The organism is Vibrio sp. YYF0003 (assembly GCF_036350715.1).
Lineage (GTDB): Bacteria > Pseudomonadota > Gammaproteobacteria > Enterobacterales > Vibrionaceae > Vibrio > Vibrio natriegens.
On record NZ_JAZDWA010000005.1, the window covers coordinates 157,222 to 178,141 of the forward strand.

The window sequence follows — 20,920 nt, forward strand, 5'->3', positions numbered from 1 at the left end:
GGATTATGGACGGTCAATTACCACTGTTTTTACTCTTGTTATTCCTATCAGTATTTTTCATCAGCCAAGCGTTGATAATGCCGTCAGCTGGGAAAAAAGTAAAACATAGACATTTAATTCAACGCATTAAAGATAGCCATAAACACATTGATCAAGAGAGTGTTTCGTTATTAAAAGAAAACTCGCTCAAAAATTTATCAGGCATAGAGCGATTTTTAGTTCAGTTTTCTTTATTTGAAGTGTTTAAAAAGAAATTGGAGCTTGCAGGTATTGAAACAACATTTGGAAAATTCTTATTTTTATCCTTTATTTCAGGGGCTATAGTTTTATTGATCCTCGTTTTAATTGGACAACCTTGGTATATAGGGGTTGGTTGTATGATATCAATTTGGGTTGTTGAATATTTTATTGTTCAAAAGCGTATTGCTGATCGACTCATGAAGTTTGAAGAGCAATTGCCTGAAGCATTGGATATTATAAAGCGAGTACTTCAAGCAGGGCAGCCGATCAACCAGGCGTTTGGAGAAGTCGGAACAGAGATGCCAGCACCTATTGGACCTGAATTTAAGAACACCTTTAGTTTATTGAATTATGGTTATGACATGAGATTGGCCATAATGCAAATGAGTGAGCGCGTACCCACTGTTTCGATGATGGCATTTTCTAGTGCAGTTCTATTACAAAAAGAAACAGGGGGTAACTTAATAGAAAATATTGAAAAATTATCTCGTGTACTGAGGGATAGATTCAAATTAGCAAGAAAAATTAAAACCATTTCTGCTGAGTCTAGGATGTCAGCATGGGTTCTTGTACTTGCACCTTTTGCTATGTACATCATTATTGCAATATTAAAACCAGATTATATATCCACTCTACATAATCATCCAACAGGAATAAAAATGATTATAGGAGGAATGATTTCTTTGTTCTTGGGTTCTATATGGATTAGAAAAATAGTCAATTTTGAGGTGTAGTTATGGAGTTCATAAATAATATATTAGCTAATGCTAATATAAATAAAGAAACATTGTTTATGTTATTTGTTCTCGTAACGACAGTATTGTTTGTGATGACAGTTGGATATATATTTATAGGAGTAAATTCACCTGTTAAAAGAAAGTTAGCTGATTTGTCCGTAGGTCAAAAAGAAAGTCATTCTTCCGCTAATGAAAAACTTTTGAATAGACTGGAGTCTTTAGCTCCACTAACTTCATCTAGTAATGAAAAAGAACGAAACTCTACTCGTATGTTATTAATGCATGCGGGTTACCATCAGAAAAATTCACTCTCTCTTTTTTATTCGATTAAATCTCTAACCACTATTATAGGATTAGTAATTGCTATGGGGTTGTATATATTGCTACCTCAATCTAATAAGCTGTACATATACATGGCTGCTTGTGTATTTATAGGATTAATTTTACCCGATATTCTTTTAAAAAGAATGGTGAAAAAACGTCAGAACAGGATTCGTTCCGGAGTAGCAGATATGCTTGACTTGTTAGTTGTTTGTACTGAGTCAGGGCTCGGTTTTAATGCTTCTTTGCGTCGTGTAGCAAACGAAATGGTTATTTCTCATCCCGAGTTAGCTGAAGAGCTTGATACGGTCTGTATGAAAATTCAAGCGGGTAAATCCATGCCTGATAGTCTGAGAGAAATGATAGTTAGAACAGGATTAGAAGAGTTTCTAGGGTTAGTCAGTATGCTAAGTCACGCTTCACGAGTCGGTGGGAGCTTAGTGGATTCTTTACGAGAGTATACAGAAGACTATAGAGATAAAAGACAGCAAGCCGCAGAGGAAATAGCTGCTAAAATTCCAGTAAAAATGATGTTTCCTATGGTTATATTTATTTGGCCTTGCTTTTTTATTGTTGCAATTGGACCATCATTGATTACTCTGTCTGAAGCATTTTCAGGTGGAAACGCTTTAGGTTAATTTTTATTAAAGGGATTTTTTATGTGGAAGGTTTTTATATTTGTATGTGTCACCATCTTTATCTCTGGATGTGCAAGTAATGATACTAAACAAACAGCATTTGATAAAAGCTTATATTCAGGTAAGCCTGTAGAAGCTTTGACTAACGAGCAACCTCCAAAGAATGAAGAAGAAGCAATATCTCGAGGAGATAGTGCACTAACGAGTAACAATACCGATCTTGCGTTGTATGAATATATACGCTCTCTTACATTTGAAGATGGTATTCATAAGGATAAAACATTGTATACCATTGGGCGTATTCACGAGTCACGAGGTGATTTTGAGCTCGCAGACAAGTCTTATAGAGCTTCTCTGGCTGAAAATCAAAATCATATAGGTTCACTAGAAGAATTAGGGAAGCTTTACACAAGGAAAGGTAAAAAAGGAGTAGGAAAAAGTTATTATCTGAGGGCCCTAAATGCTGATCAATTGCGCCTTGGCGGGGGGGGGGATATAACAGTAGACGATATATCTAGTGAGAGCATTTTATCTCTAAGATATGATGAGAAATCGCCTGTAAATGCCTACACTGGGTTGGGTGTGCTCTATGATATCAACAATAACCATGAGGTAGCCCAAGCATTTCTACGTAAAGCGATAGATATTAAACCTTACAATGAAAGTGCACTTATAAGTCTTGGTTACTCGTATTATATGGTTGGTGACTACAGAAAAGCATCTAACTTTACTAACGCAGCTTTGAATTTAAACAATAATAACGAAAAAGCTATTAATAATTTAGGACTAATAGCTATAGCTCAAGGACAGCCTCGTAAAGCTTTAGGTATTTTTGGGCAACATATGTCCACATCTGAAGCATTGAACAGTGTTGGATATTTCCTAATTCTCAGGGGAGAGCCTGGAGAAGCGATACCTTACCTTCAAGAGGCCATTGACCAGAGTCCATCCTACTATGCAAAAGCAAATGAAAATCTCGAGAGAGCGCTATCTATGGTTAGAGCAGATAGAGATACATCCAAAGCCATTATTCAGTGATAGAAGCATTAGTTAATGGAATTAGAAGGTAAGGGAGCAGAGGCTCTACCTCTATATTTAGAAATCAAGCATGTATTGCGAACTGATAAGTCGCTATTCATGCTTGTTCTTCTTTCAAGCATAATTACATTTTTTATCATTCATTATTTTGAAAATGAGATCACTTACGAGTATCAGTTTAGAGATTACTTGTCGATGGTAATTGGGTGTCTTTATGCTACCTTTCTCGCATGGTCAATTTATCTATATTTTAAGTTTATACTTAGTAGAGAAAATAAACCAACAAAAAAATATATACTTGCTATAAAGAATTTTTTTACCCCTATAAATAAACCTATTGTTTTTATAGTTAGAATTCTGATACTTAATATTTGCTTTTCTAACTATACATACCTGAAACAGATAATCCCAGATATAAACCCATTTAAGTATGATCAGCTATTCTCAAATTTAGACTTTTGGATTCATGGAGAAAAGTTTCCTTGGGAGTGGACACATACGTTCTTTTCCCATTCTATATTTACATACTTTTTTATGTTCTCCTACCAAATTTGGTTCGTATTAATTTGGGGGAGTTTTTTGTACTTTTTGTGTGCCTGTAAAATTGAAAATTATAGGCAGCAGTATCTGCTTAGCTTTCTTTTATCATGGTTTTTCTTAGGAAGTATAATGGCATTATTACTATCATCAGCAGGGCCTTGCTTTTTGAATCACCTTAAACCTAGTAATAATACTTATCTCCCATTATTAGAAATACTCGAAAGTCAAATGCAGTTTCTTGATAATATTCCATTTTATCAAGGGAATGTTATCAATGTACAAAACTACCTATGGGACATCTACGTAAATGGTGATACCAATATAGGAGCTGGTATATCAGCGATGCCAAGTATGCACGTATCTTCTTCTGTTCTTATGGCTTTAGGTGCTTATCAAGTTAATCGAACAGTGGGAATGCTATTTTGGATTTATGCATTAATAATACAAATAGCATCTGTTCATCTTGGTTGGCACTACGCGGTTGATGGTTACTTTTCTTTTATAGCTACGTTATTTGTTTGGTTTTCGGTGAAATTATTTCTTAGCTTGAAATTTCCTGCTAATACATAAGCTGTTGCTATAATAAATAAAATTACTGGTGGTGCATGGTATAATGTTCCGTCATATAAACCATGAATTGTTATTCCTACAACAACTCCGTAACAATAAACATTATTAATATTGTTATCCATTTTAACATTGCGTATAGCCATTCTAATTATATTATAGAGAATTGCTATAAATCCTATGGTCCCTAATATCCCAAACTCTAATAAAAATTGAAGAACAAAATTGTGAGGTTGTAAGAAACCTATTTTAGTCTTGAATATATGCGCTTCTGGACCATGTCCAATAATTAGATTTTCTGATATCAAGTTTATCGACTCTATCCACAAGTCAAGACGCCCTGTAGACAATTTATCTAACGTCAAATCTGGGGATTGTGATAATCGGAAAAATCTATTCAGACCATTCCATTGGTATACATTAAAGGGGATAGAAATTATACATGATACAGTCATTAAGCCCAACGTATACAATACACTTTTAGCTTTTAAAATGAAGTTAATTGATATTAATGATATAGACAATAATGTACTAATCAGTAAGGCGAGTATTGCTCCTCGTCCTCCTAACCAAAAAAGCAATGAGAAGTTAATTACAAATAAAGCATTTAAATACATTTTTTTCTTAAAGCAACTCTCTAATGTCATAGATATTATACAGTATAAGCAACCAAGCATGGCAATATAACCTAAATATCTTATGTTGCTAGCTATAATTATACGGTTTTTCTCATAATTCATAATACTATTTGGATTAAAGTTATAATCCAAGAAAAGTACTAAAGCAGCTATACATATAGATAGACATACTGGAAGAAAAAAGTGCTTATTTTGTCTGTTGTAAGTAAAGTAGATAGATAGATAAAAACAAAATATTATATGAGTAACTATTTCTAAATATCTTATTAAACTATATAAGCTCCTAACTTCTCCCAAATAAACATACAATGATATCAAAGTAGAAATTGTAATTATGGTTAAAAATAATAATAAAATAATCAATTCTTTATAATAAATTGACTTTACATGATTTTTTATCAGTTTTTTGTATATAATATGAATTAAATTAATTACAGATATTTCAAAGAAAAGAACAAATAAAGACCCATAAAAAGGAGAATTAAAGTTAATAAAGGCCGCTATGGAAAGTATAAATAAAACCCTAATTTTTATATTGTCATAGTCTAGCTTATTCATATCCATCCTTAAGTATGATTTATAATTTTATGAGAGCTATATTTTGAATAAGAATATGAAGCTACAACACATAAAATAAAAAATGGTGGCGAGTAGTATAGTGTTCCTGAAATAAAAGCATTAGATATAATGCTTACTAGAATAGCGATAGAGAATAAATTATTAGTGCTTAGCTCATTTTTTATATTAATATAACTGGTTTTATTAATATAAATGATAAATGACAAGAATAGTATTAAACCTATTATACCATAATCAAATAACCACTGAACTATAAAATTATGTGGGTGTCTATATACTGTATCAGAGTTCAGTATGAAACTTTCAGCACCATAGCCAAAAAAAGGCTTTTCTTTTATGAAATTCCAGCTTGTTTCCCATAGTTCAATCCTATTAGTTGATAATGCATTGAGGTCTTTAACATAGTATTCTTTAGCATCTAATAGCCTGTTTAAACCATTCCAAGAATACACGTTGAAAGGTAACGATAAGATTAATGAAGTTATAATAAGACAAATTAAGGTTACCGAGTTTTTAATCTTTAACTCATTGTGTTTATAAATAAATATGATAACTAATGAAATCCCAATCAGATACGACAAAATTGCACCTCTTCCTCCCAACCAAATAATCAGTGAGATACTAGTTATTGTAGATAGTGTAAAGAGTATATTGTTTATCCGCTCACCCATTAATATCTTAATTGATAAGTACAAGGTGCTGATAATCACTATGTGACCTAGGTGTCTTATATTACTGGAAGTAATGATTCTTAGTCCCTCATTATAATCAATATTAGTTAAGTTAAAGTTAATATCAATGAATAACAGTGAGGAAGCTATCAGTATTGAGTGAGGAAGAAAATCAAATGGAAGTTTGTCACTAAGAGAAAAGTATTTAGCTAGACTCATAATAAAAACAACGTGTGTAACCATCACTAAGTATCGAAATATTGATACTACAGTTTCAGCGCTCCAACCCAGCCTATGGATCATTAACAGGCTTGATATAGTTATAGAAGTTATATATAAATATATAACTATATGGATTGGCTTTAATGATAGATAGGTATCATTATTTTTTAAGTTATTTACTAGCCATATTATTGATAACTGAAAGAAAAGTACAATGAACTCCCCTACTAATGGTAAATAAAAATGCATAAAAGGTGTTAGAAATACAGCTAATTTAAGCCTATTATCAATTTGAGACAAAATTGACTGCTGTTCCATTTTTGCTTCCATTCCTAGCCACCACTTTATTTGCTTTTATATGTAATCCTAATTCTAAATTTAATAGATATATTGTTGTTTTTCCAATAAATGTATTTAAATTGAATTTTTACATAGTAAATGTGACTTAGAATCAACTTAGTTTATTTTAAAGAAAGAAAAAGAATGGTTTCAGTCTGTTTTTTATGATAATTGCGGCATGAGGGAAGCCCCAACAAAAAACACAATCATCCACAGCACTGAAACATTCAACTTCTTAAGCAGATAGAAACCCGCAATCACCAAAGCAACATCTATTGGTACAACTACGGCACTGATAAACACAGGTTGGTAAAGTGCTGCGAGTAGTAGCCCTACAACGGCCGCATTTACGCCACTTACAGCTCCGGAAATCGCTGGTTTCGCTGCTAGTTGTTGCCAGTTCTTTAGTACACCGAGTAGCAGAAGGAATCCAGGTAAGAAAATACCTAACGTTGCTACTAGTGCGCCCAGCACTGGTGTATCCGACAACTGATAACCAATATACGTAGCGAACGTAAACATCGGGCCAGGTACGGCTTGGGCGGCTGCATAACCAGTTAAAAATGCGTCCTGGCTGATTTGATCACCAAGGATATTTTCCAACAAAGGAAGTACCACATGACCACCGCCGAATACTAAACTTCCTGCCTGAAAGAAGTCATTAAGTAGGCTTACCATTGGGGTTGTATGTGCAATGAGAGGTAGCCCGAACAGTAGTACTGCAAAGATCACGAGTGGTGTTAAGTTGGGTTTAAACGGTTGTGCAGGAATGGCTGATTCTTTCTTCAAGTAGCGTACACCGACCATGCCAGCGATAATCAAAACCAGCATCTGAGTTGTTATGCCTGGCAGAAGCAAAAGTGCGATCGCTGTTGCGACACATAACCCGGCCGTTAACTTAGTTTGGCAAAAGTTCTTGTACATTCCCCATGTCGCATCGGCTACCACCACAACGGCCAGCAACTTTAATCCGTGTACGATGTTTTGAAACAGAGCCGTATCGGTGACTTGGCTGCTTACCATGGCTAATACCAGCATGATGAGCACCGAAGGTAGCGTAAAACCTATAAAAGCCGCGCATGCTCCCCCTAAGCCACCACGTTTATATCCCAACGCAAATCCCACCTGGCTTGAACCTGGGCCGGGTAAAAACTGGCTTAATGCTACGATTTGTGCATATTCGCTGTCATCCAGCCATTGGAGCTTTTCAACGAAAGTTTGGCGGAAGTAGCCAATGTGAGCGGCAGGGCCACCAAAGCTGATCCAACCGAGCCAAAAGAAAGTTTTAAAAATAGTGAACATGTTGAGCCTATTTATCTAAATAGAATTTTCATGTTGTTAATTTAGCGAGTGGTTTAAAATGACTCAAATTGATAATCTGAATTTAATTTATGAATGAAATAGGATAGGTAGCTAATGAAAGACGACGTTCAATGGCGCAATATTGACTTGAATCTGTTGGTGACATTTTCTTACTTATATCGATATCGAAGTGTCAGTTTAGCGGCTGAGAATAGCTATGTGAGCCAATCCGCAATGAGCCATAGTCTATCTCGTTTACGGTTACTTTTTGATGATCCACTATTCGAGCGTAAAGGACACAAAATGGAACCAACAGAACATGCTCACAATATTGCTCCAATCGTACATAATCTTCTGGACTCGATAACAAAAGACCTACTGACTAAATCTGAGTTTCAGCCAAAGAGTTACTCAGGAGTGTGTCGCATTGGTTTAACGGATTACGCTGAGTTCATTTTTGCGCCAGCTATCTATGATGAAATTCACAGGCAAGCACCTGACGCGAAAATCAGCTTTATTAATGTTGATCGAAGTAATTACATGCAACGAACCGAGCGCGATAAGTTAGATCTTGTGATTGGTAGCATTCCTGCTCCTGAAGAGGACTATTGTAGCCAGTACCTCTATACAGAGAAGCATGTATGTTTATGTGATAAGAAAGTGTTGAACGGTAAGTCAGTGTTATCTGTTGTTGAGTTTGCCAATATCAAGCAAGCATTAGTCAGTCCTGATGGTAGCTTAAAGACACAAGTAGACCAAAAGCTCGCGGAGCACGGTTTGAGCCGCCAGGTCACCGTGGCATCACGTAATTTTCTTACTATTCGTCACTTACTTAAACAGCGAGATCTCATAGCGATTGTGCCGGAAAAGATGGCGCTGGCTGAAGGTTTTTCAGATGATTTAGTGACGATTCAACCACCTATTTCAGTGGCGGATTTTGAGATTTCTATGATATGGCACACCAGTCGCGAAAATGATGAGAAAGGTATCTGGTTGAGAAAGTTAGTAGCAGAAACGATTACTTCTCAGTGATAACGTTTAACCTGTTTTGGTCGTATTACGTAAAATGAGCTCGCTAGGAACATAAACTTTAAGAGGCAACTTACGATCATCACGGTACTTTTCCACCAATAAGTTAACCCCTTGAGTCCCCATCATTTCAGAGTGGATACGTACCGTTGATAGTGGAGGGAAGGTAAAACTAGCGGTTGGAATGTCGTTCATACTGATCACAGCAATGTCGTTTGGAATGTGCAGTCCGCACTCATGGATAGCGCGTAAAACTCCGATTGCAATCGTGTCTGAGGTGACAAATATGGCAGTAGGAATATCTCCTTTAGCCAACATCTCTGTGCCTAAGTCATAGCCGGACTGGCTTGAACCGTCGCCGTAATAGATATCTGATTCTGAAATTAAACCTCTTGGGCTAGCGTATTCGACAAATGCAGTCTTTCGGCTATCAGTCGAGACTGTGTGGCTTTGACCACCTATAAAGCCAATTCTCTGAAAGTCCTGATTGGCATAAAAATCTACGACTTGTTTACTTATCCGCTCGAGATCAGCACTTACACAATCATATGGATTATCTTGTTCAGAGACATCGATGCAGCAAATAAAGCTTTCTAAACGCTTAGGTAACTTATTGATAATCTTTTGCTCTATGTCGCCAACAAGAAGGATACCTGTGATTTTCTGCGTATCGGCTTCCAACTCATTGTTGTAGCAGTTGGTGAGGGTAATACCGAGCTTGTCGCATTGGCTTTCAATGCCATGACGAATCGACAAGTAGTAAGGATCACAACTTTCGACTTCTTGTCGGTAATTATAAAGCGCTAAGAAATGATGCCGCTGGGTGCTCTTTACGGCCGAGCCTTTTGAACTTTTGGAGCGATATTCGAGTTTTTCTGCAATCTCTAAGATCCGACGTTTGGTTTCTTGTTTTACATTTAATGTCGGATCATTATTTAAAACACGCGATACCGTCGCAAGTGATACACCAGCCTCGCTTGCAACGTCTTTTAATTTTGCCATGTACCATTCCCGTAGACACAACGCGCGATCTCGATGAGAAAGCAGTAATACCGCTATTTTAAACAGTGGGTTATGCAGAAACAAATTTTCCGCACTGTTTTCTTTTTGCATTTCATTTGAACATCCACCTTAATGACTTTTCTCCTTAATATAGAGCCCTTTGTTTTTCATAAACGGTGTTTAATTGATCAACTTAATCAATTAAATAATCTTGTGAAAACGTTTACACGATTAGAGGTTGATCACGGATTTCGATCGATATTGGTTGCTAGAATTTAGCCAGTTCTTTTTCAACTATACCCGTGTTGGGCTGATGCTCATGCAGAGCGCACCGCTTAAAAAAACGGTACTCGATGAACTGGCTTTGGAAACACAGTATTCGGGAAGACTAATTAAACCAGATAATGGGGGCTCAACAGTGGGGTGTTGAGCTCTGGGGGTTGCTATCAGCGGCAAACTGTTTATTAGTTTGAATTTATAGATAGCGTTTTGGGTGGGCGATTACCAGCTTAACTAAGTCGTTGATCATTATTGTCCTAGACGAGGTGAACAGCGACTTATCTAGGATGGTAGTTAGCCCACTTTTTCTTACTAAGGCAGCTGCGCTCTTAATCACGTGTGGTCAACTGTTGTTGATAAATTATACTTTTGCCACAGAATCTCTGCGAACTAACGTAGGGCTGAAAATGATCGTCTCATCTTCAACTTTTTCGTTACGAGAAAGCGCTAATGCTAAACGAGTAGCGCGTTCTGCCATCATTTCAATAGGGTAGCGGATGGTAGTTAAGCCTGGATGGACAAAGCGAGCTATGAGTCCATCATCAAATCCCACCATAGAAACTTGTTGAGGCACACCAATGCCGTTTTGATCTAATGTCGCTAAAGCGCCCGCGGCCATGTAGTCGTTATAGGCCACAACTCCTGTGATTTCGAGAGACTTTGTCAGCAGGTTGGTCATTGCTACTTCGCCCCCATCACTGTTTGGCTCACCATATTCGACATAGCTTTTTGACAGCTCAATACCATGTTCTTTTAGTGCACTTTGATAACCTTGTAAGCGCTCATCGGTATCTTCGATGTCATGAGAAGAGGCGATACAGGCGATCTTACGATGTCCGTGACGAATCAAATATTCAGTGGCTAAGAAGGCACCTTTGCGGTTATCGAGAGAAATGCAGCGTTCGGCCAGCTCGGGAATATGACGGTTGATCAATACCAATCCTTTGACTTCTTTGGCATAGGCGATGAGTTCCTCGTCAGAAAGCCCTTTGGCGTGAATGACAAGAGCGTCGCATCGGCTGTTCGCTAATAAATCCAGAGCGCGGCGTTCATCGTCTGCATTATGGTAACCATTGCCAATCAGGATGTGCTTACCATTTTCACGTGCAACGTTATCAACGGACTTTACTAACGTACCAAAAAAAGGATCGGATACATCACTTACCAGCACACCAATAGTATTGGTACTCTGGCTTACCAATGCTCGGGCAGCGGCATTAGGGCGGTAGCCTAATTTACTCATAGCTTGTGTTACAGCATCAATGGAGTTTTGGCTCGCTTTTGGCGATTTATTGATTACGCGAGAGACGGTAGCGACGGATACACCTGCTTCTTTTGCAACATCTTTGATGGTTGCCATATTTGACCTTTATGGGCGAGAACATTTGACTGAAAGTATTAAACACCCATAGTGTAATCAGTTCAATTCAATAGAGAGTTTGCAGTTGGAAATGAGATCTTTACCACCTGTTTTTATTAAGTTTACTGTTAGTGTAAACGTTATACCTTTTATTAAAGTTTTAAAGCGTGTTTTATCATGGAAAACAGCTCATACTCAGACTTTGTCTAGATGAGTAGTGAGACGTCGGAATACATATTGTTATCTTAGAAATGCATGATCAATCTGAACGCGTGTTACTGACTTTTGAAGGCACGACGCTTGTTTAGGAAGTACGTTTAAATAGGTAATATTTATATCAACCATATTTATGTATTGCGTCGCATTTTATTTATCTATCAATATGAATAAGCTTCACTGTAATTATAATCCCTGCGCTTTTTGAAATCGTTTAAATGTATGAAAGGTATAGGAAATTATAATGAAAAAAGTAATGCCACTATTGGTTCTAGGTGCAGTGGTTGCGTCAGCGTCAGCGTCAGTTCAAGCAAATGATAACTGGTATGTTGGTGTTGATGTTCTTAATTCTGATCTTGAAGTTGAAGGGATCTCTTCTGATGATTCGGTGACGGGTTTGGGCATCGTTTTAGGTAGCGAAGTGCAATACTCAGAAAACTTCAAACTGGCTTTGGAAGCTGAGTACGTTAGCTACGGTAGCTTCGAGAAGAAAGAATCTTCCATGGGTGACTGGGTAAAGGTTTCTATTGATGGTTACGCTTTTAACTTGAATGCTAAACCTAAGTACCAATTCTCTGAGTCTGGTTTTTACATCGGTGCGCTAGCTGGCCTTGGTGTAATTGGTGTTGACTTCGAAGTAGCTTCAAACATTTTGGATGCAAATGGCAAAACTGACGGCAGTGATGTGGGTTTTAACTACGGCGCTGAAGTAGGCTATGAATTTGATTCAGGTGTTATTGTTTCTGGCGGTTACCGTGCTTCTTCAGTAACGATTGATGTTGAAGGCGGTGGCGAACTCGATTTCGATTTCGACAGCGTTTATGTTGGCGTAGATTACAAGTTTTAATCTAAAACTAACTGAATACGAAAAAGGAGCCTTTAGGCTCCTTTTTCGATCAACGCATCAATCAGTTCATAATGATGGTCATGAACACCTGCGAGGTTTCCGTATTTCGGTTGATGACGATCATTCTCTTTCGCGTGTTGCCAACCCACGGTATGCCTAACAAAGTGTTCGGCAAAAGAGTGGGAAACCTCCAGACAACCAGCCAAAACGGTATCAACGTAGCTTTGCATTATCGGGCTGTTAGAGCAGGGCGGCAGTGGCTCGTCCTTTACATAAACCCAAATAGCGTGATCGGGATTAAATGGTTGGTCTGTTTCAATTTGATCGGGACTAAGCTGAATACGGTGATAGCCACGTTCACGACGATCGAATTCTGCTAAAGCTTCATCATTGACTTCAAGTAACACGCCGTTGACTTGTCCTTGTCCTTCGTTAACGACCAGCGGGGACAAGGTGTAGCTGTCATCGATTTTGCCCCAATAACGAACTAATCCGTGTGCGATGACTGGAATCGCTGCGCCTGTTTGTCCTGTCAACTTTCGAGAAGCGGAATTAATCAAGCTGCCATAGCCGAATATGTACATCTGTTTACGTCCCTTACTTAATTGCGAACCGCCTTTCTTTATACCTAACCCTTAGTAGAAGCACAAACTTTACCCCCAAAGTATAGTCTTCTCATTAACATGTATTTTTAATGTATGTTTATGGTAGTATCCATTTTGTCGCTGAAAATATCTGGGCTGGCAAGAATGATCCGATCATTCAACCTGCATCGAAACAAGCTTGAGGGCCAAAAAATGCTGAATATCACCGATAAAAAAGTGGAAGAAAAAATCCCTGCATGGCTGCGTTTAGGGTTTCGACCGTTTTTCCTATTTGGCGCTATCTATGCCATCGTCGCGATTGCTTTGTGGGTGTGGATGTTCCAGACCGGACAGCCCAGTGCACTGCGCGTTCCTGCTCTTTGGTGGCATGTGCATGAAATGTTATTTGGTTTTTCAATGGCGATCGTCGCTGGCTTTGTGTTAACCGCGGTACAAAACTGGACGGGAATAAATGGCACCAAGCATTACACACTGTTGGCTATTTTTTCCTTGTGGCTTGCGCCCAGAATTTTACTTTGGACGCCAATCCCTTTGTGGTTAACGAGTACTATCGAAGCGTTATTTTTATTGTTTGTCGCTTATGAAGTAGGGATCCGAGTATACCGCTCTAAAGGGTGGAGAAATCTGTTTTTTGTCCCGCTGTTCTTATTGGCGATCTTTGCTAACTTTGCCAGCTACGCGACGGTGAAGGGCATGCCACCATTTTCCTCTTCAGCGGTTTGGCACGCTATGCTGTGGTGGTTTACCTTGTTATTGTCAGTAATGGGTGCACGGGTCATTCCGTTCTTTACTGCCCGCCGTTTTAATTTCGAAAAAGCGCAACCTTTGGTATGGCTTGATTGGCTGGCAAACCTTCCTTTGGTAATGTTGTTTATCTTAAGCTTCTTCCCTGTAACTTTTTCTCAACTTGGTCAACCTTTAATGGTGTTTGCAGGCATTGCTCAGTTGGTTCGCTTCTTACGTTGGAAGCCATGGCTAACCTTAAGTGAGCCACTGGTTTGGTCGTTGCACGCGGCGTATTTATGTTTACCCGTGAGTTTACTTTTGCGTGGAGCTTGGGGGGATGCATTTGCCAGTCATAACCTGATTCACTTATTTGCGATAGGTGCCTTAGGCGGTTTAATTCTAGCGATGATTTCGCGTGTCACCATGGGGCATACGGGGCGTATGATTTACAAAGGACCGAATATGAGTATCGCCTTCGCTGCCGTTATTGCCGCAGCTGTGGTTCGCAGTTTTGCTGTGATATTTGACCCGGCCAGAATGATGTTGTGGATAGATATCAGCGGCGGATTGTGGATATTCGCATTTGGCATGTTTGTATGGCGATTTGGTTTTATGCTGGTTACCCCGCGTGCCGACGGTCATCCAGGATAAAGCTACAGCGTAAAAAAGAGGAGAGCACATCTCCTCTTTATTGTATCTTCGCGAAACTATTCGTCGTCGCTTTTGTTAGTTAACCCGAAGCGTTTTAACAGCAGCCACTCCAGAGCAAATATAATAATTAATGCTACGCAGAACCAAGTGAAGGCAGTTGCAGAGTCCACGCCAGGCATGCCGCCGATATTAATTCCCAGTAGCCCAGTTAAGAAACTGGTCGGTAAGAAAATAGTGGCAACCAGTGTAAATAGATAACTGTTCTTATTGGTTTTTTCATCGCGATTGTGCTTAATCTCTTCCTGGAACAATGCCACTTCGCCCAGATAAAAGTCGATGGTTTCGTTTATGCGTGTAATATTGTTGTGCGCAAATCGGTACTGGTGGGGTCTGGAAACTACGAGATCGGAGCTTGATTCCAGCAAATCACGGATCGCATATTGCTGCGGACGTATAAAGCGTTTGATGGAAATAAGCGCCTTTTGAGCGGAGATATGCTTATAGGTGGACTCATCGTTCACGTCGAAATGATTAAGAGTTTCTTCAATCGTATCCAGATAAAGATCAATCTTCCCGTTTAAGCCTTCGATGATTTGATTAAGCAGGCTTGCCAAACTCTTTGGTCCCTTCTGTTCAGCCAAGGCCTGGCGGATTTCCATAATCGCACGCGAAGGGATTTTCCGTGTTGAAATCAACGCACCTTGGAAATATAAAATCCGAATACTAAGCATATCTTCTGGAGACGCATTCTCATTCATATTGATGCCACGCAGAATCAACATGAAGTTTTCGTCGTCCAGAGGGTGAAAAGAGGGGCGACTTTCATCGGCGAGTAAATGATCAACGGTCGCTTTAGGCACTTGGTTGTGCTCCAGCCAGCCACGAATATCTGGATGAAGTCTTTCGCAGTGGTACCAATGTTTCGCTTTGATTTCTTGTGATGTCGTTGCTTCTTGAGTTGCTATTGGCGTTGAAAAATCCCAATGCTCAATCATAAACCCCATATTCTTTTCCTTATCATGAGATTACTTGCAGTCTATTGAATGAGTATGATTGCATTTTTAGCGAAAAGTCTACGAAAAATTTCCGAAAGCGCTAAAACAACAAAGCCTGCACGAAGCAGGCTTGGTCACGGGATTGGAGTCATTAGCCCACTTGTGAGAGGTTCACGACTTTCTGTTGTAACTTTTCTTTTAAGTATTCTGCAAGAGATAGCTTTTCTTCGTCGCTCATGTAGAGCCCGAGCTTGGTACGACGCCATAAAATGTCTTCGTCAGTCAGGGCCATTTCATGGTTCATCAAGTAGTCAATTTCACGCTGATATACGCCACCGGCTTGTGTAGAGAAAGCTTGGCCTAAATCGGCTTCACTTGTCGCTCCCTTCATTAGCTCCCACGTTTGTGTTCCAAACTGAGTGACGTAACGCAAAATAAGCGCTTCTGATGCCCAGGCGTACTTGGCGTGGATCTGTTTCGCCAGTTGTTCGCGACTACAGCTGAAGTTACCGCCCGGCAGAGCTTGGTTTGCTGTCCAGTTACCGCCCATTTGTGGCAGGAATGGCGCCAGCTTTTTCATCGCCGCTTCACCCAGTTTTCGGTAAGTCGTTAGTTTACCGCCGAAAACCGAAAGTAATGGAGCCTGATCGAATTCTGCATCTAGCTCTAGCGTGTAGTCTCGCGTGATCGCCTGTGGCGAGTCTGACTCATCATCGCACAGTGGGCGCACACCGCTGTATGTCCACACCACATCTTCGCGCGATAGCTGGTGGACGAAGTGTTGGTTAACAATGTCGATCAGATAATCGACTTCGTCATCAGAGATCGCAACTTCTCGTGGGTCGCCTTTGTATTCGACATCTGTGGTACCGACGATCGAGAACTTATCTAAGTACGGGATCATAAACACGATGCGGTTATCTTTGTTTTGCAGAATATAAGCCTGAGGCTCGTTGTGGATACGAGGAACAACAATGTGCGAACCTTTGATCAAGCGAATATTACGTGGAGAAGCTTGCTCTAATCCTTCATCAAAGAACTGTTTTACCCACGGTCCCGCAGCGTTAACCAGTGCTTTCGCTTTACGTTCAAAACGTTGATCTGTCATTGTGTCGTGGATTGTGACATGCCAGATGCCGTTTTCGCGATGTGCTTTTTCTACCCGGCAGTAGTTACGAACTTCTGCATGGTTTTCACGTGCTGCGAGAACGTTAAGTAGAACTAAGCGAGCATCATCTACCCAGCAGTCGGAGTATTCGAAACCTGTTTTTATCTCTGGTTTTAATAAGCCAGACTTTGCCAGATTAACGGTCTTGCTGCCTGGGAGCGTGGTGCGTTTACCCAAGTTATCGTAAAGGAACAAACCACAGCGGATCATCCACGCTGGACGTAAAAATGGACGATGAGGTAAACGGAAACGCATAGGTAACGCAACATGAGGTGCTTTGCGAAGGATTACTTCACGTTCTGCGAGCGCTTCCGAAACTAAACGAAACTCGTAGTGTTCAAGGTAGCGTAATCCACCATGAATAAGTTTGGAGCTTGCTGAAGAGGTTGCAGATGCAAAGTCGTTAGCTTCATACAAACCAACACTTAATCCACGGCCTGCAGCATCAGCAGCGATACCAGCCCCGTTAATGCCGCCACCGATAATGATCAAGTCTAAAGGAGTGGATGAGTCAGTTGTGGAAACATTTTTTTGTATACTCATAAATTTGACCTCTTTGGTGAGCGAACGAGCATTTTAGAACATGGTTTAATCCTATCTTAGGTTTCGTTTGTGGTCATCTGTTATTTTCGTTTTTGAGCGTTTTGTGTGATTTTGGCACAAAAAAACCTCTGTCTAAGTAAGGCAGAGGTCATTTAAAGGTTCAAGTTTGAGCGAATTATTTATTTTCTTCGTCTGTCGCCCCGTTTGCGTCGACAACTTCAAGAGGGATGGAGGCTTCTTTTAAAATAGACAGAATTTCTTCAGGTGGCTGCTTATTGGTAAATATCATGTTTAACTGAGCGATATTGCCCAGTTTCACCATCGCATTGCGGCCAAACTTAGTGTGGTCTACGGCCAGAAATACGCTGCGACTGTTATCGATGATAACCTGTTTTACTCGTACTTCATGGTAATCGAAGTCCAGCAGTGAACCATCGAAATCAATACCACTGATTCCGAGAATACCGAAATCGAGGCGGAATTGTTTTACGAAGTCCAGAGTGGCTTCACCAACGATACCACCATCGCGGTTACGAACTTCGCCGCCAGCCAGTATCACTTTGATTTCTGGGTTAGGGTAAAGAATGGTCGCAACGTTGATGTTGTTAGTGACCACTCGAAGTTGTTTGTGGTTTTTATTGAGTGCACGTGCAACGGCTTCCGGCGTCGTTCCGATATCGATAAAGAGCGTCGCGCCATCAGGTATGTGTTTGACCACCTCTTCTGCAATCACATCTTTTTCGTTGAAGTTAAGTGCCTTACGCGTGTTGTAAGAGGTATTTTCCGAGCTGAGAGGGATGGTGGCGCCACCGTGATAGCGACGAATTCTGTTATCGTCGGCGAGTTCATTGAGATCGCGTCGGATGGTTTGTGGGCTGACATTGAATCGTTCGACCAACTCATCCGTGCTGACATAGCCTTGTTTTTTCACCAACTCGACAATCTGCTGGTGTCTAGGTATTTGCTTCACTTACGACTCCATTGTGCACGGGTAGCTAGCTCCCAATGCTTAACATTCGAAATATATTGAGTAATTTGGAGATATTGTGCTCGAATTTGCGCGTTGTGAGAAGTAAAGCGATCAAGGAATCGGGGATAAGACGCAAAAAGAGCGCTCGAATGGCGCTCTTTGGTCGTGTTTGTAGGGGATTAATCGTCTTCGTCGTGAAGTTCTGACCAGGTTTGAGCACATTTCACTGCACGCTTCCAGCCTTTGTAGCGACGATTACGTTTCTCTTCATCATCATGAGGCTCAAATGTACGATCAATTACCGCTTTACCTTGCAGTTCATCGAGGCTATCCCAATATCCTACCGCTAAGCCTGCCAGATAAGCTGCACCCAGAGCGGTTACTTCAGTGACTTCAGGGCGAAGTACTTGCGTATTTAGCACGTCAGACTGGAATTGCATCAAGAAGTTGTTTGCTACTGCGCCGCCGTCAACTCTTAGGTTAGCCAACTGGATTCCAGAGTCGGCTTGCATTGCATCCAATACGTCACGGGTTTGGTAAGCGATGCCTTCCAAAGTTGCACGAATAATATGGTTTGAGTTAACGCCTCGAGTTAAGCCAACAATGGTTCCTCGTGCGTAAGCATCCCAGTATGGTGCGCCAAGGCCAGTAAAGGCTGGTACGACGTACACACCATTGGATGTGTCTACTTTTGTTGCGAAGTATTCAGAGTCTTCTGCGCCATTAAGAATCTTAAGCTCGTCACGTAGCCACTGAATAGACGCACCGCCCATGAACACCGCGCCTTCGAGTGCGTATGCCGGTTCACCTTTCGGGCCACATGCTAGTGTTGTCAGCAGGCCGTGTGTAGAGGTCACTTTTTCCTGACCAGTATTCATCAACAAGAAGCAACCTGTACCGTAGGTGTTCTTTGCCTGACCTGCTTCAACACACATCTGGCCGTAAAGCGCAGCTTGTTGGTCACCAGCAATACCAGCAATAGGAATACGCGTACCACCTTTACCACCAATGTTGGTTTTGCCATAGATTTCAGATGAACGTTTTACTTCAGGCATCATTGACGCAGGAATACCCAACTCATCCAACAGCTTTTGGTCCCAACATAGGTCATTGATATTAAATAGCATCGTACGTGAAGCGTTGGTGTAATCCGTTACGTGCACACGGCCTTGTGTCATTTTCCACACCAGCCAGGTATCAACCGTACCAAATAACAGTTTTCCTGCTTCGGCATCTTCGCGGGCACCTTCGACGTTATCAAGAATCCACTTCACTTTGGTACCAGAGAAGTAAGGGTCAAGCACTAAGCCTGTGTTATCACGTACGTAGTCTTCTAAGCCGCGGCGTTTTAAGTCTTCGCAAATTTCTGCGGTGCGTCGACATTGCCAGACGATAGCGTTGTAAACCGGTTTGCCTGTTTCTTTGTTCCAGACGATCGTTGTTTCACGTTGGTTTGTGATGCCAATAGCCGCTAATTGATCGCTGCGGATGCCTGACTTAGCTAAAGCTTCAACTAAGGTTGAACTTTGTGTTGCCCAGATTTCCATTGGATCGTGCTCAACCCAACCTGCTTGCGGATAAATCTGAGTAAATTCGCGCTGAGCGACGCTGACGATATTCGCGTCGTGATCAAGAATTACTGCGCGAGAGCTTGTCGTACCTTGGTCTAGGGCAACAATGTATTTTTGCTCAGTCATGGTAAGAATCCTTTTATTTCGTTATTTATATTTTAGTAAATGTTCGGGTTATGTCGGTTTTAAGCGCGAGCTTGTTCTGTTTCTTCTGTGTCACACTGATTCGGGATCGTACAGCCGTGGCCTTGCTGTGGAAGATAAGCTGCAATCGCTTTTGGATATAGCCAACCACCAAAGCATGCACCTGCGATTGGGGCGAGAATTGGGACAATAAAGTAAGGGATATCTTTCGCGCCAGTCAGTGCATAATCCCAGCCAGCAAAGTAGGCGAACAGTTTTGGTCCAAAGTCACGAGCTGGGTTCATCGCAAAGCCGGTTAGTGGGCCAAGTGAACCACCAATAACAGCAATAAGAATACCAATCAATAGTGGGTTCATTGCGCCGCGAGACGCACCGTTGCTTTCATCACCCAGAGCAAGAATCGCAAACATTAATACCGCAGTAATAACGAATTCGACAGCAAAAGCTCCCATGAAAGAAAGAGAAGCATTTGGGTAGGTAGAGAAAATTCCCGCTGTTGCTAAGGCCTCTTGGCTACTACGAACGAAATTGTGTGCGATTTCATAATCAGTAAAGAGGTTGGCGTACAAGCTGTAGACCAAAGCTGCGGAACAAAACGCGCCAAGTAATTGAGCGATGATGTATGGCAATACTTTTGCTTTATCGAAGCCATGGAACATGGCAAGAGCAATGGTCACCGCTGGGTTAATGTGAGCACCTGAAACGCCGGCTGTACAGTAAATAGCGATGGTCACACCTAAGCCCCATACTATGCTGATTTCCCACTGTCCAAAAGATGCGCCAGTTAACACTAGGGCTGCGACGCAGCCAACGCCGAAGAATATAAGTAATCCTGTACCGATAAATTCGGCCAAACATTCTCCGAACAGAGAAGGGTGTTTGTTGGTTGTCATGGTAAGAGTCCTTTAGTTAATTTTGCTTATCTAGCACGGTAGTATTGTGCATATAAATAATCTTTCGAAAACAAACGAGCGTTGAATTT

At 40.6% G+C, this 20,920-nt stretch carries 18 protein-coding genes; 7 read left to right on the forward strand and 11 right to left on the reverse strand.

The features are described 5' to 3' along the window. The first annotated feature begins 5 nt into the window (after window positions 1-5). From V1U08_RS15510 to V1U08_RS15525, 4 genes are all read left to right on the forward strand, one after another. On the forward strand, window positions 6-974 hold the full coding sequence (locus V1U08_RS15510; RefSeq protein WP_014232842.1) for a type II secretion system F family protein: 969 nt from the start codon (window positions 6-8) through the stop codon (window positions 972-974). Window positions 975-976: 2 nt separating this feature from the next. Then, entirely contained in the window at window positions 977-1,936 is a 960-nt protein-coding gene (locus tag V1U08_RS15515) for a type II secretion system F family protein (protein WP_014232841.1), read from the forward strand. A gap of 21 nt (window positions 1,937-1,957) precedes the next feature. Then, entirely contained in the window at window positions 1,958-2,974 is a 1,017-nt protein-coding gene (locus V1U08_RS15520) for a tetratricopeptide repeat protein (RefSeq protein WP_330470963.1), read from the forward strand. A gap of 195 nt (window positions 2,975-3,169) precedes the next feature. Then, complete coding sequence (locus tag V1U08_RS15525; protein WP_330471057.1) at window positions 3,170-4,084, forward strand: phosphatase PAP2 family protein; 915 nt, start codon at window positions 3,170-3,172, stop codon at window positions 4,082-4,084. Here the strand turns inward: V1U08_RS15525 and V1U08_RS15530 are convergent. The 3 genes from V1U08_RS15530 to chrA all read right to left on the reverse strand — a co-directional run bounded on the left by V1U08_RS15530 (window position 4,003) and on the right by chrA (window position 7,832). Continuing rightward, on the reverse strand, window positions 4,003-5,277 hold the full coding sequence (locus V1U08_RS15530; RefSeq protein ID WP_330470964.1) for an O-antigen ligase family protein: 1,275 nt from the start codon (window positions 5,275-5,277) through the stop codon (window positions 4,003-4,005). The genes V1U08_RS15525 and V1U08_RS15530 overlap by 82 nt on opposite strands. Window positions 5,278-5,285: 8 nt before the next feature. Next, window positions 5,286-6,521 (reverse strand): O-antigen ligase family protein, encoded by a 1,236-nt coding sequence (locus tag V1U08_RS15535; RefSeq protein ID WP_014232837.1) that lies wholly within the window; start codon window positions 6,519-6,521, stop codon window positions 5,286-5,288. A gap of 171 nt (window positions 6,522-6,692) precedes the next feature. Then, the gene (gene chrA, locus V1U08_RS15540) at window positions 6,693-7,832 is read right to left on the reverse strand and encodes a chromate efflux transporter (RefSeq protein WP_330470965.1); all 1,140 of its coding nucleotides are present in this window, start codon (window positions 7,830-7,832) and stop codon (window positions 6,693-6,695) included. A gap of 114 nt (window positions 7,833-7,946) precedes the next feature. On the opposite strand from chrA, the gene V1U08_RS15545 reads away from it, so the two are divergent. After that, window positions 7,947-8,864, forward strand: a complete 918-nt coding sequence (locus V1U08_RS15545) for a LysR family transcriptional regulator (protein WP_330470966.1) — start codon at window positions 7,947-7,949, stop codon at window positions 8,862-8,864. Between the two features lie 6 nt (window positions 8,865-8,870). Here V1U08_RS15545 and ebgR read toward each other — a convergent pair whose 3' ends face one another. Then, window positions 8,871-9,863 (reverse strand): transcriptional regulator EbgR, encoded by a 993-nt coding sequence (gene ebgR, locus V1U08_RS15550; RefSeq protein WP_330470967.1) that lies wholly within the window; start codon window positions 9,861-9,863, stop codon window positions 8,871-8,873. Between the two features lie 640 nt (window positions 9,864-10,503). After that, the gene (locus tag V1U08_RS15560) at window positions 10,504-11,502 is read right to left on the reverse strand and encodes a substrate-binding domain-containing protein (protein WP_330470968.1); all 999 of its coding nucleotides are present in this window, start codon (window positions 11,500-11,502) and stop codon (window positions 10,504-10,506) included. A gap of 460 nt (window positions 11,503-11,962) precedes the next feature. On the opposite strand from V1U08_RS15560, the gene V1U08_RS15565 reads away from it, so the two are divergent. Then, window positions 11,963-12,565 (forward strand): outer membrane beta-barrel protein, encoded by a 603-nt coding sequence (locus V1U08_RS15565; protein ID WP_330470969.1) that lies wholly within the window; start codon window positions 11,963-11,965, stop codon window positions 12,563-12,565. A gap of 32 nt (window positions 12,566-12,597) precedes the next feature. Here the strand turns inward: V1U08_RS15565 and V1U08_RS15570 are convergent, their stop codons facing one another. Next, entirely contained in the window at window positions 12,598-13,149 is a 552-nt protein-coding gene (locus V1U08_RS15570) for a gamma-glutamylcyclotransferase family protein (RefSeq protein WP_065300131.1), read from the reverse strand. A 213-nt stretch (window positions 13,150-13,362) separates the two neighbouring features. On the opposite strand from V1U08_RS15570, the gene V1U08_RS15575 reads away from it, so the two are divergent. After that, window positions 13,363-14,547 (forward strand): NnrS family protein, encoded by a 1,185-nt coding sequence (locus V1U08_RS15575; protein WP_330470970.1) that lies wholly within the window; start codon window positions 13,363-13,365, stop codon window positions 14,545-14,547. Between the two features lie 56 nt (window positions 14,548-14,603). Here the strand turns inward: V1U08_RS15575 and V1U08_RS15580 are convergent, their stop codons facing one another. From V1U08_RS15580 to V1U08_RS15600, 5 genes are all read right to left on the reverse strand, one after another. Then, a complete protein-coding gene (locus tag V1U08_RS15580) occupies window positions 14,604-15,551 on the reverse strand; it encodes a CorA family divalent cation transporter (RefSeq protein ID WP_014232829.1) in 948 nt (315 codons plus the stop codon). A 142-nt stretch (window positions 15,552-15,693) separates the two neighbouring features. After that, entirely contained in the window at window positions 15,694-17,253 is a 1,560-nt protein-coding gene (gene glpD / locus V1U08_RS15585; protein ID WP_330470971.1) for a glycerol-3-phosphate dehydrogenase, read from the reverse strand. 175 nt (window positions 17,254-17,428) lie between these two features. Continuing rightward, window positions 17,429-18,223, reverse strand: coding sequence for a DeoR/GlpR family transcriptional regulator (locus tag V1U08_RS15590; protein ID WP_014232827.1), 795 nt, complete (start codon window positions 18,221-18,223; stop codon window positions 17,429-17,431). A 179-nt stretch (window positions 18,224-18,402) separates the two neighbouring features. Continuing rightward, the gene (gene glpK / locus V1U08_RS15595) at window positions 18,403-19,920 is read right to left on the reverse strand and encodes a glycerol kinase GlpK (RefSeq protein ID WP_014232826.1); all 1,518 of its coding nucleotides are present in this window, start codon (window positions 19,918-19,920) and stop codon (window positions 18,403-18,405) included. A 59-nt stretch (window positions 19,921-19,979) separates the two neighbouring features. Further along, a complete protein-coding gene (locus tag V1U08_RS15600) occupies window positions 19,980-20,831 on the reverse strand; it encodes an MIP/aquaporin family protein (protein WP_065297295.1) in 852 nt (283 codons plus the stop codon). Window positions 20,832-20,920 lie beyond the last annotated feature (89 nt).

Bases quoted from the DNA above. Each gene is read 5' to 3' on its own strand.
- V1U08_RS15510 (WP_014232842.1), top strand. From the start codon at position 6: ATGGACGGTCAATTACCACTGTTTTTACTCTTGTTATTCCTATCAGTA.
- V1U08_RS15515 (WP_014232841.1), top strand. From the start codon at position 977: ATGGAGTTCATAAATAATATATTAGCTAATGCTAATATAAATAAAGAA.
- V1U08_RS15520 (WP_330470963.1), top strand. From the start codon at position 1,958: ATGTGGAAGGTTTTTATATTTGTATGTGTCACCATCTTTATCTCTGGA.
- V1U08_RS15525 (WP_330471057.1), top strand. From the start codon at position 3,170: ATGGTAATTGGGTGTCTTTATGCTACCTTTCTCGCATGGTCAATTTAT.
- V1U08_RS15530 (WP_330470964.1), bottom strand. From the start codon at position 5,277: ATGAATAAGCTAGACTATGACAATATAAAAATTAGGGTTTTATTTATA.
- V1U08_RS15535 (WP_014232837.1), bottom strand. From the start codon at position 6,521: ATGGAAGCAAAAATGGAACAGCAGTCAATTTTGTCTCAAATTGATAAT.
- chrA (WP_330470965.1), bottom strand. From the start codon at position 7,832: ATGTTCACTATTTTTAAAACTTTCTTTTGGCTCGGTTGGATCAGCTTT.
- V1U08_RS15545 (WP_330470966.1), top strand. From the start codon at position 7,947: ATGAAAGACGACGTTCAATGGCGCAATATTGACTTGAATCTGTTGGTG.
- ebgR (WP_330470967.1), bottom strand. From the start codon at position 9,863: ATGGCAAAATTAAAAGACGTTGCAAGCGAGGCTGGTGTATCACTTGCG.
- V1U08_RS15560 (WP_330470968.1), bottom strand. From the start codon at position 11,502: ATGGCAACCATCAAAGATGTTGCAAAAGAAGCAGGTGTATCCGTCGCT.
- V1U08_RS15565 (WP_330470969.1), top strand. From the start codon at position 11,963: ATGAAAAAAGTAATGCCACTATTGGTTCTAGGTGCAGTGGTTGCGTCA.
- V1U08_RS15570 (WP_065300131.1), bottom strand. From the start codon at position 13,149: ATGTACATATTCGGCTATGGCAGCTTGATTAATTCCGCTTCTCGAAAG.
- V1U08_RS15575 (WP_330470970.1), top strand. From the start codon at position 13,363: ATGCTGAATATCACCGATAAAAAAGTGGAAGAAAAAATCCCTGCATGG.
- V1U08_RS15580 (WP_014232829.1), bottom strand. From the start codon at position 15,551: ATGGGGTTTATGATTGAGCATTGGGATTTTTCAACGCCAATAGCAACT.
- glpD (WP_330470971.1), bottom strand. From the start codon at position 17,253: ATGAGTATACAAAAAAATGTTTCCACAACTGACTCATCCACTCCTTTA.
- glpK (WP_014232826.1), bottom strand. From the start codon at position 19,920: ATGACTGAGCAAAAATACATTGTTGCCCTAGACCAAGGTACGACAAGC.
- V1U08_RS15600 (WP_065297295.1), bottom strand. From the start codon at position 20,831: ATGACAACCAACAAACACCCTTCTCTGTTCGGAGAATGTTTGGCCGAA.